The organism is Shewanella sp. DW31 (assembly GCF_015767295.1).
GTDB classification, from domain to species: domain Bacteria; phylum Pseudomonadota; class Gammaproteobacteria; order Enterobacterales; family Shewanellaceae; genus Shewanella; species Shewanella oncorhynchi.
This window is the reverse complement of sequence record NZ_JADWMP020000016.1, coordinates 60,902-80,736: the sequence shown is the minus strand read 5'-3', so window position 1 is coordinate 80,736 and position 19,835 is coordinate 60,902. Positions and strand designations below refer to the sequence as shown.

At 47.1% G+C, this 19,835-nt stretch carries 24 protein-coding genes; 7 read left to right on the top strand and 17 right to left on the bottom strand.

Annotated features, from left to right (window positions below; translation table 11 throughout):
• Window positions 1-23: 23 nt before the first annotated feature.
• A complete protein-coding gene (locus GWI56_RS14265; protein ID WP_131524942.1) occupies window positions 24-1,115 on the bottom strand; it encodes a branched-chain amino acid aminotransferase in 1,092 nt (363 codons plus the stop codon).
• Window positions 1,116-1,333: 218 nt separating this feature from the next.
• Between GWI56_RS14265 and GWI56_RS14260 the strand changes: the two genes are divergently transcribed.
• A complete protein-coding gene (locus GWI56_RS14260) occupies window positions 1,334-1,600 on the top strand; it encodes a Rho-binding antiterminator (RefSeq protein WP_198573251.1) in 267 nt (88 codons plus the stop codon).
• A gap of 19 nt (window positions 1,601-1,619) precedes the next feature.
• Window positions 1,620-1,967 (top strand): hypothetical protein, encoded by a 348-nt coding sequence (locus GWI56_RS14255; RefSeq protein WP_198573250.1) that lies wholly within the window; start codon window positions 1,620-1,622, stop codon window positions 1,965-1,967.
• 156 nt (window positions 1,968-2,123) lie between these two features.
• On the opposite strand, the gene GWI56_RS14250 is transcribed toward GWI56_RS14255, so the two are convergent.
• Entirely contained in the window at window positions 2,124-2,477 is a 354-nt protein-coding gene (locus GWI56_RS14250; RefSeq protein ID WP_173248029.1) for a RidA family protein, read from the bottom strand.
• Between the two features lie 81 nt (window positions 2,478-2,558).
• Window positions 2,559-4,052: a Na+/H+ antiporter NhaC family protein gene (locus GWI56_RS14245; protein ID WP_198573249.1), complete on the bottom strand. Its 1,494-nt coding sequence runs from the start codon at window positions 4,050-4,052 to the stop codon at window positions 2,559-2,561.
• 179 nt (window positions 4,053-4,231) lie between these two features.
• Here GWI56_RS14245 and GWI56_RS14240 point away from each other — a divergent pair, with 179 nt between their 5' ends.
• Entirely contained in the window at window positions 4,232-4,453 is a 222-nt protein-coding gene (locus GWI56_RS14240) for a cell division protein ZapB (protein ID WP_006083484.1), read from the top strand.
• Here GWI56_RS14240 and GWI56_RS14235 read toward each other — a convergent pair.
• The 7 genes from GWI56_RS14235 to GWI56_RS14205 form a co-directional block, all read right to left on the bottom strand.
• Complete coding sequence (locus GWI56_RS14235; RefSeq protein ID WP_006083486.1) at window positions 4,450-4,662, bottom strand: DUF1107 domain-containing protein; 213 nt, start codon at window positions 4,660-4,662, stop codon at window positions 4,450-4,452. The two genes, GWI56_RS14240 and GWI56_RS14235, sit on opposite strands and share 4 nt — an antisense overlap.
• Window positions 4,663-5,167: 505 nt before the next feature.
• Window positions 5,168-5,776, bottom strand: coding sequence for a thiol:disulfide interchange protein DsbA/DsbL (locus tag GWI56_RS14230; RefSeq protein ID WP_173496156.1), 609 nt, complete (start codon window positions 5,774-5,776; stop codon window positions 5,168-5,170).
• Window positions 5,777-5,905: 129 nt separating this feature from the next.
• Window positions 5,906-6,928: a serine/threonine protein kinase gene (locus GWI56_RS14225; RefSeq protein ID WP_198573248.1), complete on the bottom strand. Its 1,023-nt coding sequence runs from the start codon at window positions 6,926-6,928 to the stop codon at window positions 5,906-5,908.
• Between the two features lie 2 nt (window positions 6,929-6,930).
• Complete coding sequence (locus GWI56_RS14220) at window positions 6,931-7,263, bottom strand: DUF3630 family protein (RefSeq protein WP_173913160.1); 333 nt, start codon at window positions 7,261-7,263, stop codon at window positions 6,931-6,933.
• A gap of 13 nt (window positions 7,264-7,276) precedes the next feature.
• Window positions 7,277-8,731, bottom strand: coding sequence for a protein adenylyltransferase SelO (locus tag GWI56_RS14215; RefSeq protein ID WP_198573247.1), 1,455 nt, complete (start codon window positions 8,729-8,731; stop codon window positions 7,277-7,279).
• Window positions 8,732-8,740: 9 nt separating this feature from the next.
• Window positions 8,741-9,052: a hypothetical protein gene (locus GWI56_RS14210; protein ID WP_113941607.1), complete on the bottom strand. Its 312-nt coding sequence runs from the start codon at window positions 9,050-9,052 to the stop codon at window positions 8,741-8,743.
• Window positions 9,053-9,195: 143 nt separating this feature from the next.
• Entirely contained in the window at window positions 9,196-10,032 is an 837-nt protein-coding gene (locus tag GWI56_RS14205; protein ID WP_198573246.1) for a hypothetical protein, read from the bottom strand.
• A gap of 273 nt (window positions 10,033-10,305) precedes the next feature.
• On the opposite strand from GWI56_RS14205, the gene GWI56_RS14200 reads away from it, so the two are divergent.
• The 4 genes from GWI56_RS14200 to GWI56_RS14185 all read left to right on the top strand — a co-directional run bounded on the left by GWI56_RS14200 (window position 10,306) and on the right by GWI56_RS14185 (window position 12,920).
• The gene (locus GWI56_RS14200) at window positions 10,306-10,665 is read left to right on the top strand and encodes a DsrE family protein (RefSeq protein ID WP_006083495.1); all 360 of its coding nucleotides are present in this window, start codon (window positions 10,306-10,308) and stop codon (window positions 10,663-10,665) included.
• 147 nt (window positions 10,666-10,812) lie between these two features.
• Window positions 10,813-11,211, top strand: a complete 399-nt coding sequence (locus GWI56_RS14195; RefSeq protein ID WP_071940633.1) for a nitrous oxide-stimulated promoter family protein — start codon at window positions 10,813-10,815, stop codon at window positions 11,209-11,211.
• Window positions 11,212-11,268: 57 nt separating this feature from the next.
• Window positions 11,269-12,183, top strand: coding sequence for a hypothetical protein (locus tag GWI56_RS14190; RefSeq protein WP_198573245.1), 915 nt, complete (start codon window positions 11,269-11,271; stop codon window positions 12,181-12,183).
• A gap of 152 nt (window positions 12,184-12,335) precedes the next feature.
• A complete protein-coding gene (locus GWI56_RS14185; RefSeq protein ID WP_105250489.1) occupies window positions 12,336-12,920 on the top strand; it encodes a YSC84-related protein in 585 nt (194 codons plus the stop codon).
• 147 nt (window positions 12,921-13,067) lie between these two features.
• Here GWI56_RS14185 and GWI56_RS14180 read toward each other — a convergent pair whose 3' ends face one another.
• The 7 genes from GWI56_RS14180 to GWI56_RS14150 form a co-directional block, all read right to left on the bottom strand.
• Window positions 13,068-13,922 carry a universal stress protein gene (locus GWI56_RS14180; protein ID WP_198573244.1) on the bottom strand — a complete coding sequence of 285 codons (855 nt, stop codon included), beginning with the start codon at window positions 13,920-13,922 and terminating at the stop codon, window positions 13,068-13,070.
• A 32-nt stretch (window positions 13,923-13,954) separates the two neighbouring features.
• A complete protein-coding gene (locus GWI56_RS14175; RefSeq protein ID WP_198573243.1) occupies window positions 13,955-15,445 on the bottom strand; it encodes a SulP family inorganic anion transporter in 1,491 nt (496 codons plus the stop codon).
• A 455-nt stretch (window positions 15,446-15,900) separates the two neighbouring features.
• Complete coding sequence (gene arsJ, locus GWI56_RS14170) at window positions 15,901-17,151, bottom strand: organoarsenical effux MFS transporter ArsJ (protein WP_198573242.1); 1,251 nt, start codon at window positions 17,149-17,151, stop codon at window positions 15,901-15,903.
• A gap of 5 nt (window positions 17,152-17,156) precedes the next feature.
• Window positions 17,157-18,167, bottom strand: a complete 1,011-nt coding sequence (locus GWI56_RS14165) for an ArsJ-associated glyceraldehyde-3-phosphate dehydrogenase (protein ID WP_198573241.1) — start codon at window positions 18,165-18,167, stop codon at window positions 17,157-17,159.
• Window positions 18,168-18,231: 64 nt separating this feature from the next.
• Window positions 18,232-18,345, bottom strand: coding sequence for a thioredoxin family protein (locus tag GWI56_RS14160; protein WP_242068408.1), 114 nt, complete (start codon window positions 18,343-18,345; stop codon window positions 18,232-18,234).
• A gap of 11 nt (window positions 18,346-18,356) precedes the next feature.
• Window positions 18,357-19,355: a permease gene (locus GWI56_RS14155; protein WP_198573240.1), complete on the bottom strand. Its 999-nt coding sequence runs from the start codon at window positions 19,353-19,355 to the stop codon at window positions 18,357-18,359.
• A gap of 90 nt (window positions 19,356-19,445) precedes the next feature.
• Window positions 19,446-19,793, bottom strand: a complete 348-nt coding sequence (locus tag GWI56_RS14150) for a metalloregulator ArsR/SmtB family transcription factor (protein ID WP_105250495.1) — start codon at window positions 19,791-19,793, stop codon at window positions 19,446-19,448.
• Window positions 19,794-19,835 lie beyond the last annotated feature (42 nt).

Here is a 19,835-nt window from a genome sequence, read left to right as displayed (position 1 = left end):
CTTTAAACGTCACCACAAATTCCTTACTTTGCTAAACGTTCAACACGCTTAACCCAGCCTTCAGGACCTTTAATATGGCCCTTTTGGATTTCGGTATACAGTTTATAGATGCGCTGAACATGCTCGCCCACTTCACCATTACCGACAGTGACAACATGGCCATCTTCAAAAATGTAGGAGCCCACAGCAGAAACCACGGCCGCCGTCCCAAAACCACCCGCCTCGATAATTTCACCTGATTCAATATCAGCGATAAATTTATCAAGCATGACAGTCTCTTGGCGCACTTCACAACCGAGCATCTCACCCAATTCCATAATGGATTGCGAGGTGATCGACTTCAAAATAGTATCTGTGAAGGTTGGAATAATCACAGTGCCATCTTTCAGAATGTGGAAATGGTTCATCGCGCCCGCTTCTTCAATCTGTTGATTGGTCGAATCGAGATATAACACTTGCGATGCACCAAAGGCTGCCGCCGCTTTACCCGCACGCAACGAAGCCGCATAGTTACCCGCGGCTTTTGAGGCGCCAGTGCCACCCGATACTGCACGATGGAAAGTTTTGCTGATCAGTAAGCGTATGCCTTTGTTCACGCCAGCCGCGTAATAAGCGCCACTTGGGCTTAACACGACACAGAAGGTATAACGCGAACTTGGGCTCACAGAGAGGCGGTCTTCGGTCGCAAAAATAAAAGGACGAATATACAGACACGCGCCTTCTTGCATCGGGAACCACAGGCGATCGACATCGATCAACGCATTGATCGCATCCATCTGCATTTGTTCATCGATATTGGGAATACAGACGATATCGGCGGAGCGATTCATCCGCTCGGCATTCTTATTAATACGGAAAGTATAAATCTCGCCGTCTTCATGCATAAAGGCTTTAGCGCCTTCGAAGATCGACTGGCCATAATGCAACGCCATTGCACCCGGTGCCATTTCAAATGGTCCATAAGGGACGATGCGCGGATCGCACCATTGTCCATCATGATAATCCATCAAAAACATATGATCGGTTCTGAGGCTACCAAAGCCCACATTCCCCTCGGGCTTGAATTGCTCAGTACGGCGCTCGGACGCAGGTTTTAAATTGTAAGTTATTTCCATCGCATACCACCTTGATTACTGAACAAGCAGACTAGGGAGCGACAGGAATAAAGTCAAGAGGGGCGCGCATATCTAAAGGTCTAAGCAAATAAAAAACTCGCTAACACGCTTGGTTCAACTTTTCACACGGCCTCAGAGACAGGATAAAACAATCCACAATAATGCCAATGGCAAGTATTTTTGCCACAATAGGGTCGAACTCCCAATGAGATGATCCTATGTCAGATTATAAAATGATCCCCTGCGCTCACTACGACTATCTCGAACTCGCCTGCCTGCGTGGTTATCAACTCAACATTGAGCTTATTGATGGCACCCAGTGCCAAGGTAAAGCCATCACCACGCAGACAAGAGCCGACAAAACTGAGTGGCTTATCATCCAACTGCAACAAACTAAACAATCCCTTAGACTCGACCATATCGCCGCCATCACGCCCCTCGAGCCAAATGCTGAATTTAGCCGAGTACTCATTGCGGCCAAGTAACCCTAGCAAAGGATATAACATGGCAACTATGATTTTATCGGTTGAAATCGGTCACTGGATCGGTGGGCATAACGGCCAATACCCCCATCTCATTGAATTTGATATGGCACATTTAGATAGACCCTTTCAAGTCAGCGAAGGTTGGGGGCATGGTTTAGGAGGCTCCGCTTACGCACTCGCACAATTTGTCGAAACGCCTTATTTCCTCAAACTCAAAACCGAGGCTCCTTGGGCGTTTGCCATTATCGAACAAGGCTTAGCCCAACAAGATATTGAGACTATCGCCAGCGCACTCTCAGAACAATATGGGGATCATCCGCCGCTTGTCCCTGCACATTTAATGGAATACTTATTAGGTTTAAGCTAAAGGGTTTTGTTAGAAGAGAGTGGACCTGCTGAACAATACAGGTTTAGTTAACGAGGTGTATTGCGGAAAAGCTTCACCGAGTCATGACACTCGGTGACAGGATTCGAAATAGGGATCGAAACAGGCTTCTAAACGGTACGAAAAATAGCTTAGCGCTTAAACCGCAACCGCCGCAATCACAGAAACTTCAACCAAATATTCTGGCTCGGCAATAGCGGCTTGCACACAAGCGCGGGCTGGCGCATGGCCTTTAGGCACCCAAGCATCCCATACCGCATTCATCGCATCATAATCCCCCATATCTTTCAGATAAATAGTCGCTGACAGTAAATGCTCACGCGAACTTCCCGCCTGCGCTAACAAGGTATCGACCTCCTCAAGCATAGTGACAGTTTGCTCGGTGATGCCTTGATACTTGTCCTTCGCCACTTGGCCACACAGATACACAGTACCTTGGTGGATCACTATACTGCTCATACGGGTACCTACATCTAAACGGGTAATACTCATATTGATAATCTCTTAAATCAGATGCACTTAAATAAATGGCTCAGCAAGAACCGAATCGGCCATTTTAGCGATAAACTGGCTTTATGTCTGCGCCACGAATCTAGGCAAAGGTGAATAAAAACGTGCCATCAAGGCAAATAATCCTAGGCTACAGCTCACCACGGCCAGCCACACTAACGGTGTCACCACGGCTAAATTGACTAATTGAAATCCGACTAAGGCTGCGCATGCCGCGATCAAAGCAAAGGGCAACTGAGTCACCACATGGTCATGGGGAGCGCAACCAGAACTGGTCGCACTGAGCACGCTGGTATCTGAAATGGGCGAGCAGTGGTCGCCAAAAACCGACCCAGCCATCACAGCGCTCAGTACAGGTAACAACAAATGAGGATCCAAGCTATGGGCAATCTCTGCGCCAATAGGGATCATAATTGCAAATGTTCCCCAGCTTGAACCCGTCGCAAAAGCCATTATCGCGCAGAGTAAAAACATTCCCGCTACCAGCAGGTGCGGAGAAAGATAAGCCTTAGCCCAAGCAGCCAACAATTTAGCGACGCCAAGATCTTGGATCACAGCGCCAATCATCCAAGTGCAGAGTAAAATCGCAATGGCGAAGGCGATCATGCGAACTCCGTGGCTCAAATCCCCCACTAATGCCGTTAAACGTCGCCCAGACAAGCCTAACATGGCAAGAGTGACTAAGGTTGCCAACAAACAAGCATCGCGCATAGAAGCGCCAATATCAGCCTTAGCAAGCCAGAGTGACACATCCCAAGAAGAGACCTGCTGAGCCCCAGACCACAAAGTTAATCCCACTGAAGCAGACAGCAGAGTCAGCATAGGGATTGCGAGCAGCCAAGGATTTCCCTTAACCTCGACCGTATTGGAGGATTCCACAGCAGTAACAGCAACAAAAGAGTGAAAACCTACGCCATACCAAGCGACGAGTACGGACAAGCCTAAGGTCACGATGGCGTAAAAGTTAAATAAGGCCACCTCAATAAAGGCTTCCAGCGGCGACACGGGCAAAAAGCTGATCCCCGCGATAAGCGCCATCACATAGGGGCCCCAACTGGAGAAAGGCAATAGCGCGCATAAAGGCGAAGCATTGGAATCAACTAAATAGGCGAGCTGCTCATGGCGAATACCATAACGCTGGCTGAGCGGCTGACACACATGGCCGACAGCAAGACAACTGAAAATCCCATCGATAAACACTAACCAACCAAGAAATACGACCCCAAGACGCGCCTGACGTTCAGTACGAATACGGCTATACAGCCAATCACCAAACTGACCCACGGCACCACCACGTGCTAACAATTGCGTCATGCTACCGAGCAGTAACATGGCCAATAGCACATTGAGATGCCACGCTTGCCAAGCACCTTGGGCATAAAATTGTTTTACACCGGTATCAAGCAAATACAACCCCGTTTGCAGAGGATCAAATTGGGCGATTAATAGGGCACCAGAGACAATACCTACACCTAACGCCACCAGTGTGCGGCGTAAAAATAGGGCTAAGGTTAAGGTCAACAGTAGCGGGAGTATGGCGAGCAAACTAGGCGACATGGACCATTCCGATAAAAAATAAAACCAAGAATACTAACGAGTTAATAACAAATGCAAAAAAACTTAATTTAGAACCCAGTAATAGGGTGTTTTTTAACCAAACGGCAAGAATCGCTATTCCTTAAGTTCTAGGCACTGCTAGAATCACAGTCCCATCCAGAAACCATAGGACTCTCCAGATGAGCCTTGAATTACTGTCCAAACTGGAAACCAAAATCCAGGCTGCACTCGAAACTATCGAGCTTCTAAAAATGGAGCTTGAAGAAGAGAAGCAAAAAGCGTCTACGCTGAGTGAGCACAATCAACAATTGAATGCGCAAAACCAGCAACTACAAGAAGAACTCACTTCTTGGAACGAAAAAGTGACTGGCCTTGTTGGCTTGTTAAACAGCGAAATCTAAACTGCATTAGTTTGATGATGCTGCGCTTCGATCAGTTCGTTCAATTCTAAAATAGCCTGCTTCACTTTTGGCAGGCTTTTTCTTGGCAGTAAAAACCGTCCCTTCTCAAATTCCAATCGTCCTAAATCTTTAACCCAAATAACACCAGTGAGAAAAATACGCGCGTGCTTAACGATAAGCTTAGGTGCGTAGACAGGAAAAACTCTCATATGACCACCTACAAGCATTCTTGTTGTTATTGATTACAGTTGTTTGACAGAAGCTTTGCCACTTGAGTTTCATCGTTAGAGTGGTATTTTTCATCTTTTATCGCCAAAAATACTTAATCGTTTGATTTAGTTAAACTATGAATATGTCACCCTGTGAGTAAAAAAGAAGAACGCCATAATAATGTCACTTGCCAATTTTTTGACACTCTGCTAAATTATTAGCGTTACTCAGGGTAAAAATGAGTCCTCTGGCTCAAGTCCGTACTTTCTTTTACAAGAAGTACGGTTTTTTTTGCCCATTTTTTGCCTCGTCTTTATTCCATAAGTTCAAACGACTAGCCTACAGAGGCCTAACTCAGTACGTTAAACTCCCTATCAAAGCGCTATTTGCCTTGTTGTTGCCAACCGCCCCAATAAAAAAGAGCCCTTAGGCTCTCTTTAACATGCAATCGATACAGCATTATCATCCGCTCATATGACAGCAGTGCGGGTAACGCCTATCGAACTATTTTTTTGCTAGGTAGAAAGCAATTTCTAACAGCTCGTCGTAGGATTTGATTGCCCCTGTTTCAACACGGTACTTACCGTTAACAACCAGAGCAGGTACACCCGTCAGCTTAGCATTTTCAGTATCACGCTTCATCTTTGCCATTTGCGCCTTTACCATGAAAGACTCTGCAGCCGCATCGAAGGTTTTACCATCGACACCGTTAGCAATAAACACAGCACGAACATCATCGCGATTAGTAAAATGCTGTTTCTTCTCATGAATAGCAGAGAATAACGCCGCATCCATTTTCTCATCGACGTTTAACTGATGTGCGACTGCAAATGCGCGTGACATTTCAACCCCCATCTCTTTGCCGATAAAATCAACGTGTGCTTGGTTAAACGCAACGCCTTCTGGCTTCTCGGTGAGAATTTTTGGCACTACGGTTTTAGAGAAAGTAAAACAATGCGGACAATAGAAAGAGAAAAACTCAGTAATCTCAGGCTTCGCAGTTGCTGGGCCATCGTTAATCACTGTGTAATGCACACCTTCTTGGTATTCCACAGCCGATACTGCCAGTGGCGCCAGTAACAGAGCCGCGGCCATGAGTAATACTTTTTTCATGAAAATTCCTTAAATCGTTTTGATAAATTGGCTGGAGACTAACATATTCCATTTTTTGAGTGTAACTCAAGCTTAAGAGTTCAATCTAATGTCACAAGATACGTCTGTGAAATCATATTTTGCTCAATGCTAATACGGCACTAGGCTCAGTGGTGGTTCGCTAAGGGCAAATAATTGCTCTTTGAACGCCAAAATCTGCTGTTCCCAATACTTTTCATCCCCAAACCAAGGGAAGTTCATCGGGAAGGCCGGATCGTCCCAGCGACGGCCAATCCACGCGTTGTAATGCACCATACGCAGCGCCCGCAGCGGTTCAATCAAGGCTAACAGTCTTGTATCAAACTCACAAAATTCTTCATAGGCTTCGAGTAAGATCTCAAGCTGCATCAGTTGCTGCGCTCTATCCCCGGTGAGCATCATCCATAAATCTTGAATCGCCGGCCCCATGCGAGCATCGTCTAAATCGACGAATCCGGGACCGTCTGGCGTCCACAAAATATTGCCTGGGTGTAAATCGCCGTGCAAACGAATGGCCGTAAAATCTTGGCGATCCCAAATCGCATTCGCCTTAGCCAGCACCTGCTCTACTACGGTAAAGAACGGCAAGCGTAGGCTATTAGGCACCAAATTAGATTGCTTTAACCACGCGAGCGGCTCAGCGCCTAAAATCTGCGGATTCAGCGGTTCACGTTCAGCAAATACCGTTTGCGCCGCGTACTGGTGTATCCGACCGATGAACCGACCCACTAATTCCAGCTGCTCTAAATTATCGACTTCGAAGGCGCGACCACCCAAGGAAGGAAACAGGGTAAATCGATAACCTTGGTACTTGTGTAACGTATGGCCTTCGATAATTACAGGTACGGCAATCGGGATATCTTCTGCCGCGAGTGCGAGCGCATAATCATGTTCCTCTTGGATCTGCGCATCGCTCCAACGGTCTGGGCGATAGAACTTCACCACATAACGCAGCCCTTCATCGCTACGGAACTGATACACGCGGTTCTCGTAACTGTTCAGCGCGAGTAAGCCCGTTTCTGGGTACACGCCCAGACTTTCGATCGCATCTAAGATCAAATCCGGTGTTAGGGCTTGAAAATGGAACTCTGCGCCGCTAGAACTCGTGGTTGGTGGCGTCATATTCTGACTCATATTCAGTTCACTCTTAGGTGAGGTTGCAGCAAAGTGGCTAAGTATTCCAGCACCTCAAAATCGGCTTCTCGTTCGGTCGAGAGCCAGCAAATGTTGCCGTAAAACTCATAATTGAGCCATAACTGGCTGCCTTCAAATTCTAATAACCATTGATGCCTGTCGGCGCCCCACTGACGCTCGCGCACAGTGCAATCGAGCGCCGCAGCTAAAGGTTCGGCAAAGTCGGCGAAACGATCAAAATCGATATCCGCACTGACCGCTAAACTTAAGGCGCTTTTATCTAAGCTAATGGTATCTAAACTCATGGCTTTTAAATGTGTGCTTGGTAATTTCATGCTTGTTATCCCATCAACTACTACATGACATGATCAAACCTTGGCCCCAGTCCGGTGGACGCTTGGCTAAGTCTTCATGCTCTGCGTGTTCGGCAAAGGGCTGAGTTAAGATTTTTTGCAGCAAATGCAGCGGCGCAAGATTACCCTCTTCCACCGCGATTATCGCCTCTTGGGCTAAATAGTTACGCAAAATATATTTGGGATTCACACTATTGCGCTCAGTTTGCCACGCAGGGATATCCGCTACTGCGCCCAATCGCTGTTGGTAAACTTGATACCAAACATCAAACTGGCTGACATCAATAAAGTCATCCCGCAGCGCACTGTGTTTGCTGGTCGGATCTAACTTGCCTAATTGACGCCAAGTTTGAGTGTAATCGAGTTGATTTTTCTCCATCAGCACAGTAAATCGACCTATAAGTTCGAGATCCTGTTTGTCTTGCTCCACCGACGAAACATCAACTGCAGATAGACCTAGTTTTGCCCGCATCAAGCGCAAATAAGGCTGCACTAGCGCCTCTTGGTATTGATTAAGAATGGCAATTAAGTCATCGGATGGGATCACTGGTGTGAGCGCCTGCGCTAAACGTTGCAAGTTCCACAAACCGACTCCCGGCTGCTGACCAAAGGCATAGCGACCTTCGGGATCAGAATGATTACAGATAAAGTCTTCTTGGAATGTATCGAGGAACGCAAAGGGACCGAAGTCAAAACTGTCACCTAGAATCGACATATTGTCTGTGTTCATCACGCCATGGGCAAAACCGACCGCCTGCCAGTGGGCAATCATCTTAGCGGTATCTTGCACTACCTGTAAAAACCACGCTTTATAACCTGCGGCATCACAACTCAAATGGGGATAATGCTGAGTAATAGTGAAGTTGAGTAATTGAGTCAGCTTATCGGCACGACCGCGCTCACTGTGGCAGAAAAACTCGAAATGACCGAAACGAATGTGGCTGCGAGCTAAACGTACGGTAATGGCTGCGGTTTCTTGGCTCTCACGCCATACGGGCAAGTCAGAGCCAATCACAGCCAAGGCGCGGGTCGTCGGCACATGCAGATGATGCAGCGCCTCAGAGACTAAAAACTCGCGCACCGCGGAGCGCATCACAGCACGGCCATCACCACGGCGCGAATAAGGCGTCGGACCGCCGCCTTTAAGGGCGACATCCCATGCGCCATTTGGACCAATCGCTTCACCTAAAATGATCGAGCGTCCATCCCCTAAGCGCGGCGTGTAACCGCCAAATTGGTGGCCGCTATACACTTGGGCATAGTAGGTCGCGCCATCGACGGCCGCATTGCCAGATAAGCCCAATAACAACTCATCGGTGGGTTGGCTCAAGCCAATCAATTGCGCGGCGTCATTACTCCATGCCAGCCATTCAGGCTTAGTTATCCCTTGTGGATATACTTGCGAGTAAAACTCAGGCAGCTGAGTAAAAAAATCCTGTTTAAACTTCATCTTGTCCACCTATTGGCTCATGGTCTTGCAAACCAGCACCGACTTATCGTCGAACTCACATAGGTGCCCACATTGATAAGATCCAAGGCCAAAACCACTCACGCCAGAACGACTTAGACGTTGCATACCATGAGCCTTGCTCTGGCATTGCTCTAGAGTATCGTAGTAACCATTAATATCTTCGGCCTGCAAAGGTGTCACCGGAATGGCACTCACATCGGGATAATAAAATAGGGTCCATTCTGGGGTTTTAGTACAGCCACTGAGTAGCAATAATCCAAGCCCGAATAAGACATTCGGTAAGGCATAGCTTAGTTTCATTTTTCCCCTATTAAGCCCATAAAAAAAGCGAACCTTAGTTCGCCTTTTGCGCATTCAGTTAGCAGGGATTCTACACTGCTTAGACGAGGGAAATAACCGCTTTTCGACTAAGGGTTTACCCGCTAAGCGCTCCCTACAACATATCAAGCCGTGGTTGCTTTAGTCTGTGCTTTCTCAATCCGGTTGATTCGGCCCTCAAAGCCAGTGACAGTGCCATCGCTCAGCCCAAGCTCGAGTGCTTTACGACAGATGACAATGGCGGCATCGAAGGCTTGGGTATCATTTAGCAAGGTGGCTAAATGCAGGAAACCGGAAGATTTAAGCTCAGTATCTTTGCCTTGCTCGGCGCTAGCCGCTTGGAACAGTGCAATATACTCTTCCGCTAATTGAGCACCATAGTTGAGGTAATCCGCCGATTTACGCTGTTTGTAGCATTCAGCAATCATGTTTTGCAGCGCGGTATAGCGAGCACTGGCTGACGTCGCTCCTTGATACTCCTCAAAGGCCCGAACTAAAGTCACATTCGCCCAAGCCCCTGGCGCACCGACCTCAGAACGTGTGTTCGATGCTGGCTCTGCGTCATCTTGGGTGTCAGCTTGTTCATCTGTAGGCGTAGTGCCTAAAATGATCACCGCCTCTTCGTTATGGGCTGCAGGTATATCGACTTCGATAATATCTGTGTCTAGCGCCACCGAAATGCTCGCAGGGCTTTCGGTCTCACGGGGCATTAATTCGGCTTCAACTTCGATAACGGGCTCTACTTCAGCCACGCCAGTATCCTCAATCCTTTTAACTGGCTCAGGTTCTACACGCTCGGGCTCAGCAGCGGAGAAAATAGGTGCCTCTTCGGTGGGAACTACAGGTTTTACCGAGGTCGACTTGGGTTTCATCGCCTCTTGTTCTTCTTTCGCCAATCGCTGCGCGCGAAGGAATAAAAACACCCCGACAGCAATCAGTATAAATACGACTAAGATCTTCATTCTTGTTCACCTTTGATGGCCGCTTCTCATCAGAAGCCGTGTCAATGGGTTTGCCAACGTCCATCAGGACAGTGTCTATGGCAACCGAGTCTAGCTAAAAATTGAGCAGAGATTAACCGCTATTAAAGTCCATTGTGTCGGTGCAAATCAAGTATTTATGCCTTTTTATACGATCTTGCGCTCAAATAGTTATAGCCAATTGCGCTAGACTGGCACAATCGAGTTCCCTAATCCCCCCATCCACCTGCTTATAACAAACATAAGGAAAACCTGATGCAAAGTATTCTTATCGTGGCCCATGCCAGTCCCTACGGAACAGAAAAGCTATTTAATAGCTTACGCATCGCATTAGCCCTGAAGGATCAGGACGAGCAAGCGGTCGATCTTAAACTTTTTCTCATGTCAGATGCCGTGTTTGGCGCACTCAAAAATCAAACCACACCTGACTTAAGCTACAACCTGCAGCAGATGTTTGAAATTCTCTCGGCACAGCAAGTTCCTATTCTACTTTGCAAGACCTGCGCTCAAGCACGAGGCGTCACTGCGGAAATGATTATCGAAGGTGCGCATATAGGCACACTGCAAGATTTAACTCGCTGGACACTGGCCGCCGACAAAGTGATGCATATCTAAGATTTATTTTTAGGTGTGACATTGGGGATAGTTGGATTATTTAAAGCCCCATTTTGTGCGCACCTTCATAAATTGGCGCTTTCGTTTTGTCAGCGCCGATTTCACTGCCTATGATGGGATATCCGAGTGACAAGCTAAGGTATTCCAATGGGCACAGCCACACTGCTTACGGGCAAACTCCTGTACGAACACCAAACCATTGCCGCAATGGTGACAATTTATTGCAAGGCGAAACACCAAGGCCAAGACGCGACGAGCCTATGTGCAGATTGCATTGAGTTATTGGATTATGCCGCAACACGCCTAGATCGCTGCCCCTACGGACAAAACAAACCCACCTGTAATAAATGCCCAGTGCATTGCTACAAACCCGCGCAGAAACAAATCGTCAAAGAGATCATGATCTTTTCTGGTCCACGGATGTTATTACCGCATCCCGTTCGTGCAATCAAACACTTACTCGCGGAACGCATCCCTGTTCCCAGCGTTGTGCCCGAGGCGGCTTCAAATCGCCATCAGCGCATAGCAAGCCAACAGAAAAACTAACGGCGATACTTTTACCGAGCCGATTTCCCTGATATAACAGGGCTCGAGGTATCGCATATGAACGAGTTTCATAGTTTTTTCACTCAAGCTTATTGGTGGCTGTCATTATTTGGAGGCGTACATTGCCTCGCGTTAGCTATTTATATTCGCTATTTCTATCACCCAGACGCTAACCAAAAACTCCTCGCCGCTTTCTTAAGTCTTATTGCTCTATACTTCCTCACGGGTATGTTGAACCGCGATAACAGTCCAATTCCCATTCATATCCTATTCAATCTGATTAACCCTATCTATTTTTTGCTCATGCCTTTGCTCTATCTATATTGCAAACGCAGTTTAGCACCAACCAATAAACCGCTAGGATTTTCAAAGCATTACTGGCCATCTGCATTCACCTTAGTTTTCGCCATTTTAGATATTGCCTTAAGATTAACTGCGCATCCCATCAACGAGTGGCAACCCATAGCTCTGATGCTTAAAGAAATGAGTATCAGCCAATGGGGCGCTCTACTCCCAGCGCTGTTATCTGTACAAACCTGTTTTTACTTTATCGCGCTGTGGATGTTGTTTCGTCGACATAAACGCAATCAAAGAGATGTCACTCAAACCCAAGAGGCGCTCGGCACCATTCGGTTTCGTTGGCTGATAAGCTTGACCTTGGCCATGTTGTTGAATTGGTTAATCCGCGTATTTGTGGTGATTTTGCCTTTCTATCTTGGTGATAATCTATCGCTACTTTCCCACGCATTGCCAAGGCTGACCTTACTACTGAGCATGTATATGCTGGCGGTATATGGGCTAAAGCAAATCACCCGCTCTGCCTACTTAAAAGGCCGCATGGCCGAACCAGAGTTAGAGCAACGCCCACTCGTCATTGAAAATATTCTCACCCCAGAGGAGTATGAATTTTTGCATCAAGTTCAGCAGGACGATGCAGAAAAAAACCAAGGTTCTTCACCACCTAAGAACTAATTGGCGAAACCGCACTCCAATCATCACCACCAATATCACTCCAACCATTAAGTTGAACACTGAACCTAAGCTGACACATATGTCACTTTTGGCTGTCATTTGTGTCGATAAAGGCTAGTCTGGAACAACTAAAGACTTGAAGAGGCGTTACCATGAAATCATTTTTAACAGCCATTGCGGCATCAACATGCCTTATTGTGAGCCTATTTGCTGCCCCAACTGTACATGCAGATGAAAGCTACGATCAGGCTGTAGTCAATTTCCAAAAAGCGAAAGAAACCAGTAAATTTTTCGACACAGCCTATGGCTATGCTTTATTCCCAACTGTGGGTAAAGGCGGAATTGGGATCGGTGCAGCCTATGGCAAGGGCCGAGTCTACCAAGGCGGTGCCTATATGGGTGATTCGAGTCTGACTCAATTATCCATCGGTTTTCAATTAGGTGGACAAGCCTACAGCGAGATCATCTTCTTTAAAGATGCCAAAGCCTATGAAGCCTTCACGAGCGGCAGTTTCGAGTTTGACGCCCAAGCGTCGGCAGTTGCCATCAACATGGGAGCAAGCGCTCAAGCAGGAACCACAGGCAACTCAGCAGGCGCAGGCCAATCGGGTGGTAATCGCTCAGCAAGCGGCTCTTATATCAACGGTATGGCAGTATTTACCGCAGCAAAAGGCGGCTTAATGTTTGAAGCCGCTCTTGCGGGTCAAGCCTTTAGCTTCGAGCCTAAAGCTAACTAACACGAACCATTCGACTGTGATATCAAACGGCGAGCCTAAATGCTCGCCGTTTTTTCTTAAATAATTACCTCAAGCTTCTGACTCAGATGTTCTAACTAAAACCAAGTCATTAGGATTGAGCAAAATAAATTGAAATGTATATTTAACCTAACGAAGTAATAACAAGGGGATATGGCTTTTACTGATCATCCTTGTGGTGTTACTACCCACAAAAAACTCCCGAATACGCGAATGACCATAGGCGCCCATCACCATAAGATCGATTTGATGCTCAAGTTGATAGATCTCAAGGGCCGTTTGCACTTCTCCCTGACAAACGGCGGTAACCACATTGAAATCCGCCGCAATCAGAGATTCGGTCACCAACGCCAGTTCAGCTGTCGCCAGCGATTGATCATCAGACACCATCACTAAATGACATTCGAGCCCTTTCAAGAGCGGACTCGTTAGCACTTGATTAAGGGCTTTTTTCGCAGTAATGCTGCCATCATAGGCGATCATAAATCGCTTCGGTGCAGTAAACTCGTCCATCACCACTAAAATAGGCTGCTTAAGCGTGCGAATGACATTTTCTAAATGGCTGCCAATGGCCTGCGCTTGGTCTTGATGCTGCTCCCCTTGACGGCCCATCACCACCAGTCTGGCATGGGATTCTTGCTCTAACAGGGTTTCGACTAAATCGCCGTGACGCTGCAAGGTTGCAACCATTCTGCTAGGCTGCTTCTCAACAACGCGGATTTTTGCGTCTTGCAGCATATACTTACCCTGTTCAAGTGCGAGTTTGCCTCGGCGCGCTTCGAGCTCAACCATTTCATTGAGCAAGTGCTCCCGTGTACCTAGGCCAATATTTCCTGACAGATTTGACTCTATCGGATAGGCTGACTTATCCAATACATGCAATAGAGTTACTGGGGCATCCAGTTGCTGAGCGGCCCAGCTACTGGCATCACATACGGCGAGTGTCACTTTTGAACCGTCGATACAGGCAATCACATTTGTCATCGTTATTTTCCTTTTACTGTGTTGCTAAGGGCTTAGTGACCAGACATCATGTTTTCAACGTCTTCAGGCTTATCGTGCACCCCAAATTTATCGACTATGGTTGCACTGGCTTGGTTAAGGCCAATCAACTCCACTTCAGTTCCCTCGCGACGGAATTTAATCACTACCTTGTCTAGGGCCGATACCGCAGTAATATCCCAGAAATGCGCTTGAGATAAGTCGATAGTCACCTTATCAACCACTTCCCTAAAATCAAATGAATTACTGAACTTATCTGCCGAGGCAAAAAAGACTTGCCCAATAACTTGATAATGGCGACCTGCGTCGGCAGCAGCCGTTACACTCTTAACCACCATAAAACGGCCCACTTTATTAGCAAAGAACAGAGACGCGAGTAATACCCCCACAAATACTCCCATAGCTAAGTTATGGGTAGCGACCACCACAGCAACGGTCGCCACCATCACAAGGTTGGTTGATATTGGATGATGCTTAAGATTACGAATTGAATCCCAAGAGAAAGTACCGATAGACACCATGATCATCACGGCAACCAGTGCCGCCATAGGGATGAGCTTTAACCATTCGCCGAGGAATACAATCAATATGAGTAGAAATACCCCCGCTGAAAAGGTCGATAACCGTCCGCGACCACCCGATTTAACGTTGATGATCGACTGACCAATCATAGCGCAACCAGCCATACCACCCATTAAACCCGCGCCGATATTGGCAATACCTTGGCCCTTACACTCGCGATTCTTATCGCTTTGGATATCGGTTAAGTCATCGACTATGGTGGCGGTCATCATAGACTCTAGCAAACCCACCACGGCAAGGCCGGCCGAGTATGGGAAGATGATCATCAGAGTTTCAAGGGTCAATGGCACTTCAGGCCAGAGGAAAATAGGTAAAGTATCAGGCAGTTGTCCCATGTCGCCGACAGTACGAATATCTAACCCCATATAAACCGCAAAAAGCGTTAATCCGACAATACACACGAGAGGCGAAGGTACGGATTTACCAATCACAGGGATGAGTGGGAATAGGTAAATGATACCGAGGCCAGCTACCGTCATCGCATATACGTGCCAAGTCACATTGGTCAGTTCGGGCAACTGGGCCATAAAGATCAGAATCGCCAGTGCATTCACAAAGCCCGTCACCACAGAGCGGGAGACGAAACGCATCAAGCTTCCTAGCTTTAAGTAACCCGCGGCAATTTGCAGCACACCAGTTAATAGGGTCGCCGCGAGTAAATACTCGAGGCCGTGTTCTTTCACTAAGGTCACCATCAACAACGCCATAGCACCCGTTGCGGCAGAGATCATACCAGGACGGCCACCTGTAAACGCGATGACCACTGCGATACAGAATGAAGCATACAGGCCGACTTTAGGATCGACGCCTGCAATAATAGAAAAGGCAATCGCCTCAGGGACTAACGCCAGTGCAACCACAATACCGGCTAACAGATCTCCGCGTATGTTGGAGAACCACTCTTTTTTCATGGTTTGTATCATGTCACTCACTCTGATTGAAATTTAATCATATCTTCCAATAGCTAATATCAACACTTGACTCAAATGTCAGCGCATAGCCAATAAGGTACTTATGCGTCAAGGTGACGGAATGCAATTGGGATTATGGGGTACTGCAAAACAACTACCGAGTCGGTAGCTACTAAGGACGGATCTTAACGATCCAAGAAGGAAGGATTAAACTAATGCGGCTTAATGCTCATCACCGAAAAATAACCTCACTTATATGAGCCAACTCAAATTTGACTGCATTAAAAATAGTTGTGCTATTGGGAATAGCGACATAATGACGTGTATAAAACAGGCCGGAGTATAGAGAGTTGTTTGCTCAAAATCAAAAAACTTCAGTTAACATCAGAGTGATTAAAATACCCGCCATACTTTGGCGGGCATTGAATAAAAAAACCGCAACAACTCAGGGATAGCTTAGGTAAGTATTAAGCACCATCTGATATCGCTTTATGCCGAGGTAGTTTGATTGAGATAAGCGCCGCTAACGCAATAAATGCCGCCGATATCCACAGACAAGCAGCCATGCCATACACTTGATACACCCAGCCAGACAACACAGTCCCGATCAAGCGTCCCATAGCATTAGCCATGTAGTAAAAACCCACATCTAACGATACGCCATCTTCATCCGCATAACTGACGATAAGATAGCTGTGTAATGAAGAGTTGATCGCGAATAAGGCGCCAAAAAGCATCAATCCCCAAATCAGTATATTCGCGGCATGGAAGTCATAACTTATCGCCAGCGCAATGCCTGCCGGCACTATGCTCAATATCGCCGCCCAACCTAAGGCGCTACGTCCATCGGGAACCTTGTTTTGGCTCGCCGACTTTGTCCCCGTCAAGCGAGGTGCGAAGCCTTGCACTATGCCATAACCTATCACCCAGAGTGCGAGAAAACCGCCGACATACCAATGATCCCAACCAAAGGTTGAGGCCAAATAAACGGGTAAAGCCACCACAAACCACACATCCCGCGCACCAAATAAAAACATGCGTGCGGCAGAAAGCGTGTTTACCGCCGGACTCTTAGAGAAAATTTCCGTGAACTTAGGTTTGTTTTTGGCTTTACCTAAATCGCGCTGCAAACTTAACAGACTAAAAATCCACACCAGCAATAGGACAATTGCCATACCTAACACGGCCAGCTGGAATCCAAACAGGGTCAGCAAGGCACCGCCCAAGAAGAACCCCGCGCCCTTTAGCGCATTTTTGGAGCCAGTGAGCATGGCAACCCACTTATACAGCTCACCCTGAGCATCATTGGGCACCAACAACTTGATACTGCTTTTAGCGCTCATTTTATTGAGATCTTTAGCAATACCCGACAAGGCCTGCGCCGCCATCACCCAAGCAACCGTAAGCATACTGCTAGGCACAAGCAGCATGCTAAGGGCGACAATCTGCATAAATAGGCCCACATTCATGGTCTTATTTAAGCCTAAACGCGCCCCGAGCCAGCCGCCGACTAAGTTCGTTACCACCCCAAAGATTTCATAGAAAAGGAATAGCATGGCAATTTGCAGCGGGCTATAACCTAAGCCATGGAAATGGAGCACCACTAACATACGTAATGCGCCATCGGTGAGCGTGAATGCCCAATAGTTGCCTGTGACTACCAAATACTGGCGGATCTCGGGTGATATGTTAGACAAGAACCCTGTCAGCTTAGCCATAAAACTTATGCCTTATCCATCAGACCGACCATGCGGGCCAATTCGACGGTGCGATTGGCATAACCCCACTCGTTGTCATACCAAGCGTAGAGTTTGACCTGAGTGCCATTGATAATCATGGTCGATAGCGCATCGATAATGCTCGAACGCGGATCGGTTTTATAATCGACCGAGACTAATGGACGTTCCTCATAACCTAAAATGCCTTTTAGCGGTCCATCTGCCGCTTCTTTTAACAGGCGATTGACTTCAGCTTCGGTCGTTTTGCGACTCACCTCGAACACGCAATCGGTTAATGAGGCATTCGCAAGCGGCACCCGCACGGCATGGCCGTTGAGCTTACCTTTGAGTTCAGGGAAAATATGGGTAATGGCTGTCGCCGAGCCCGTCGTTGTGGGGATTAAGCTTAAACCACAGGCCCGCGCACGGCGGAGATCTTTATGCGGTGCATCTAAAATAGTTTGAGTGTTGGTAATATCGTGAATAGTCGTCATGGAACCATGCACTATGCCGAGGTTTTCGTGGATCACTTTAACGATTGGCGCCAAACAGTTAGTAGTACAGGAGGCCGCAGTCACAATAGGATGAATGGCTTTGTCATAGAGTTGATGATTCACTCCCATGACAACGTTTAACACGCCCTCTTCTTTAACGGGCGCTGTGACCACAATGCGTTTAACGCCTTGATCTAAATAAGCTTGTAGCACTTCTTTGGTTTTCATCTTACCCGAGGCTTCAATCACCACATCACAGCCGGACCAATCGGTTTCCCCGATGGTTTTATTGCGTGTACAGCGAATACGCTTGCCATCGATAATGATGTCATCGCCATCGGCATTGGCTTCGTACTGCCAGCGACCATGCACAGAGTCGAATGTCAGCAAATGGGCTAAGGTCGCCGCATCCCCTGCGGGATCATTAATCTGCACAAACTCAACCTCATCCCAGCCCCAAGCAGCGCGCAAAGCTAAACGTCCCATACGGCCAAAGCCATTTATCCCGATTTTGATTGTCATACCTGCATCCTTCACACTCAGTTTTATATTAGGTGTTTTATATTATTTGTTTAATATTAAAGCGTTATCTGTTCGATATAACCGCGCTGATGCCCTTCTCGTTGGCAATGGCGGTAATAATCTCAACGGTTTTAGTGCATTTAGCGCATCCACTACCTAATGCTTTGATATTTAACATTTTTACAATTCTCACAGAACGGGACCTATAGCGTTAAAGATCCAACCGATTAAGGTGAATGAAATCAATAAAATGGCAAAAACGATGGCCAGCAAACGCCATTGCATCACCTGCTTGAGCAAAATGAACTCGGGAAAACTGGCGGCAACCGTAGACATACAAAATGCTAATGTCGTCCCTACGGGCAAGCCATTAGTGATAAGGCTCTCCATGATAGGAATAACCCCTGTGGCATTGGAATACAGAGGAATACCAATCAATACCGCCACAGGAACCGACCACCATTGACCATCGCCTAAGTGGGCTTCGATCCAACCGTCAGGCACAAATCCATGGAGTGCGGCGCCAAGCCCAACCCCAATAATGACCCATTTCCACACTCGGCCAAAAATCTCTAGGGTCTCGCCTTTCGCAAACTCATGTCGCTCGGTTAACGTCATGGATGTTGATGTCATACCCTCGCTATTATCGTGACTTGCTTGCGCCTGACCTTGTTCGAGTGCTTTGGCGGCAAAGGACTGCAGCCAACGCTCAGCGCGAATCGAGTCCAAAAATGCCCCCGCCAACATACCCACTGACATGCCGACTAGCACGTAGATCACAGTGAACTGCCAGCCCAGCAGACTCACAAGCAACAGAACGGCGACTTCATTAATTAACGGCGAAGTGATCAGAAATGCCATAGTGATCCCAACGGGGATCCCCGCGGAAGTGAAACCTAAAAAAACCGGAATACTCGAACATGAGCAGAATGGGGTAACAGCGCCAAAACCCGATCCCATAACGTAACCGACAAAACGATTTTTACCCGCCAAGTAATCCCGAACACGCTCAACATTGAGCGAGGCCCGCACCAAAGCGATGCCATAAATCATCAGCAACAGGAGCGCAAAAATCTTAGTGGTATCTTCAATAAAAAAATGGATGGCGTCGGCGAGCTTAGTATTGAGCTCTAAACCCATCAAATCAAAAGTTAACCAGCTTGCTAAATCTGAAAATATTTGCAGCATTGTTACGCCACCTTAATATTAAACAAAACTTTAGACACGTAAACATATGAAAAAACGTATATTTGAGGTTAAATTTTTGCTGCTAGTCTTCTAGCAGCAAGCTTTAGCACGGTCAGGACGCCCGCCCATCTTGCACAAATTACGCATATTTTCTTCAAGGAATACAGTGTTTTGGTTGGTAACTTCACTCAGCACTAACTGACTCCATTCGGGTAAGTCATTATTGATACGATAGAAAATCCATTGCCCCTGACGCCGATCAACTAATAAACCGCATTTACGTAATTGGGCCAAATGTCGCGAAATCTTAGGCTGGGTCTCTTGCAATGCCTCGGTCAATTCACAGACACAGAGCTCCCCCTCTTGCTGGATCAACATCATGCAACGCAAGCGGGTTTCATCGGCTAAACATTTAAAAAACTGGGTTGGATTAATCATTGATGCCCTTAGACTGAACTAATACAAACATTTTGATCCTTT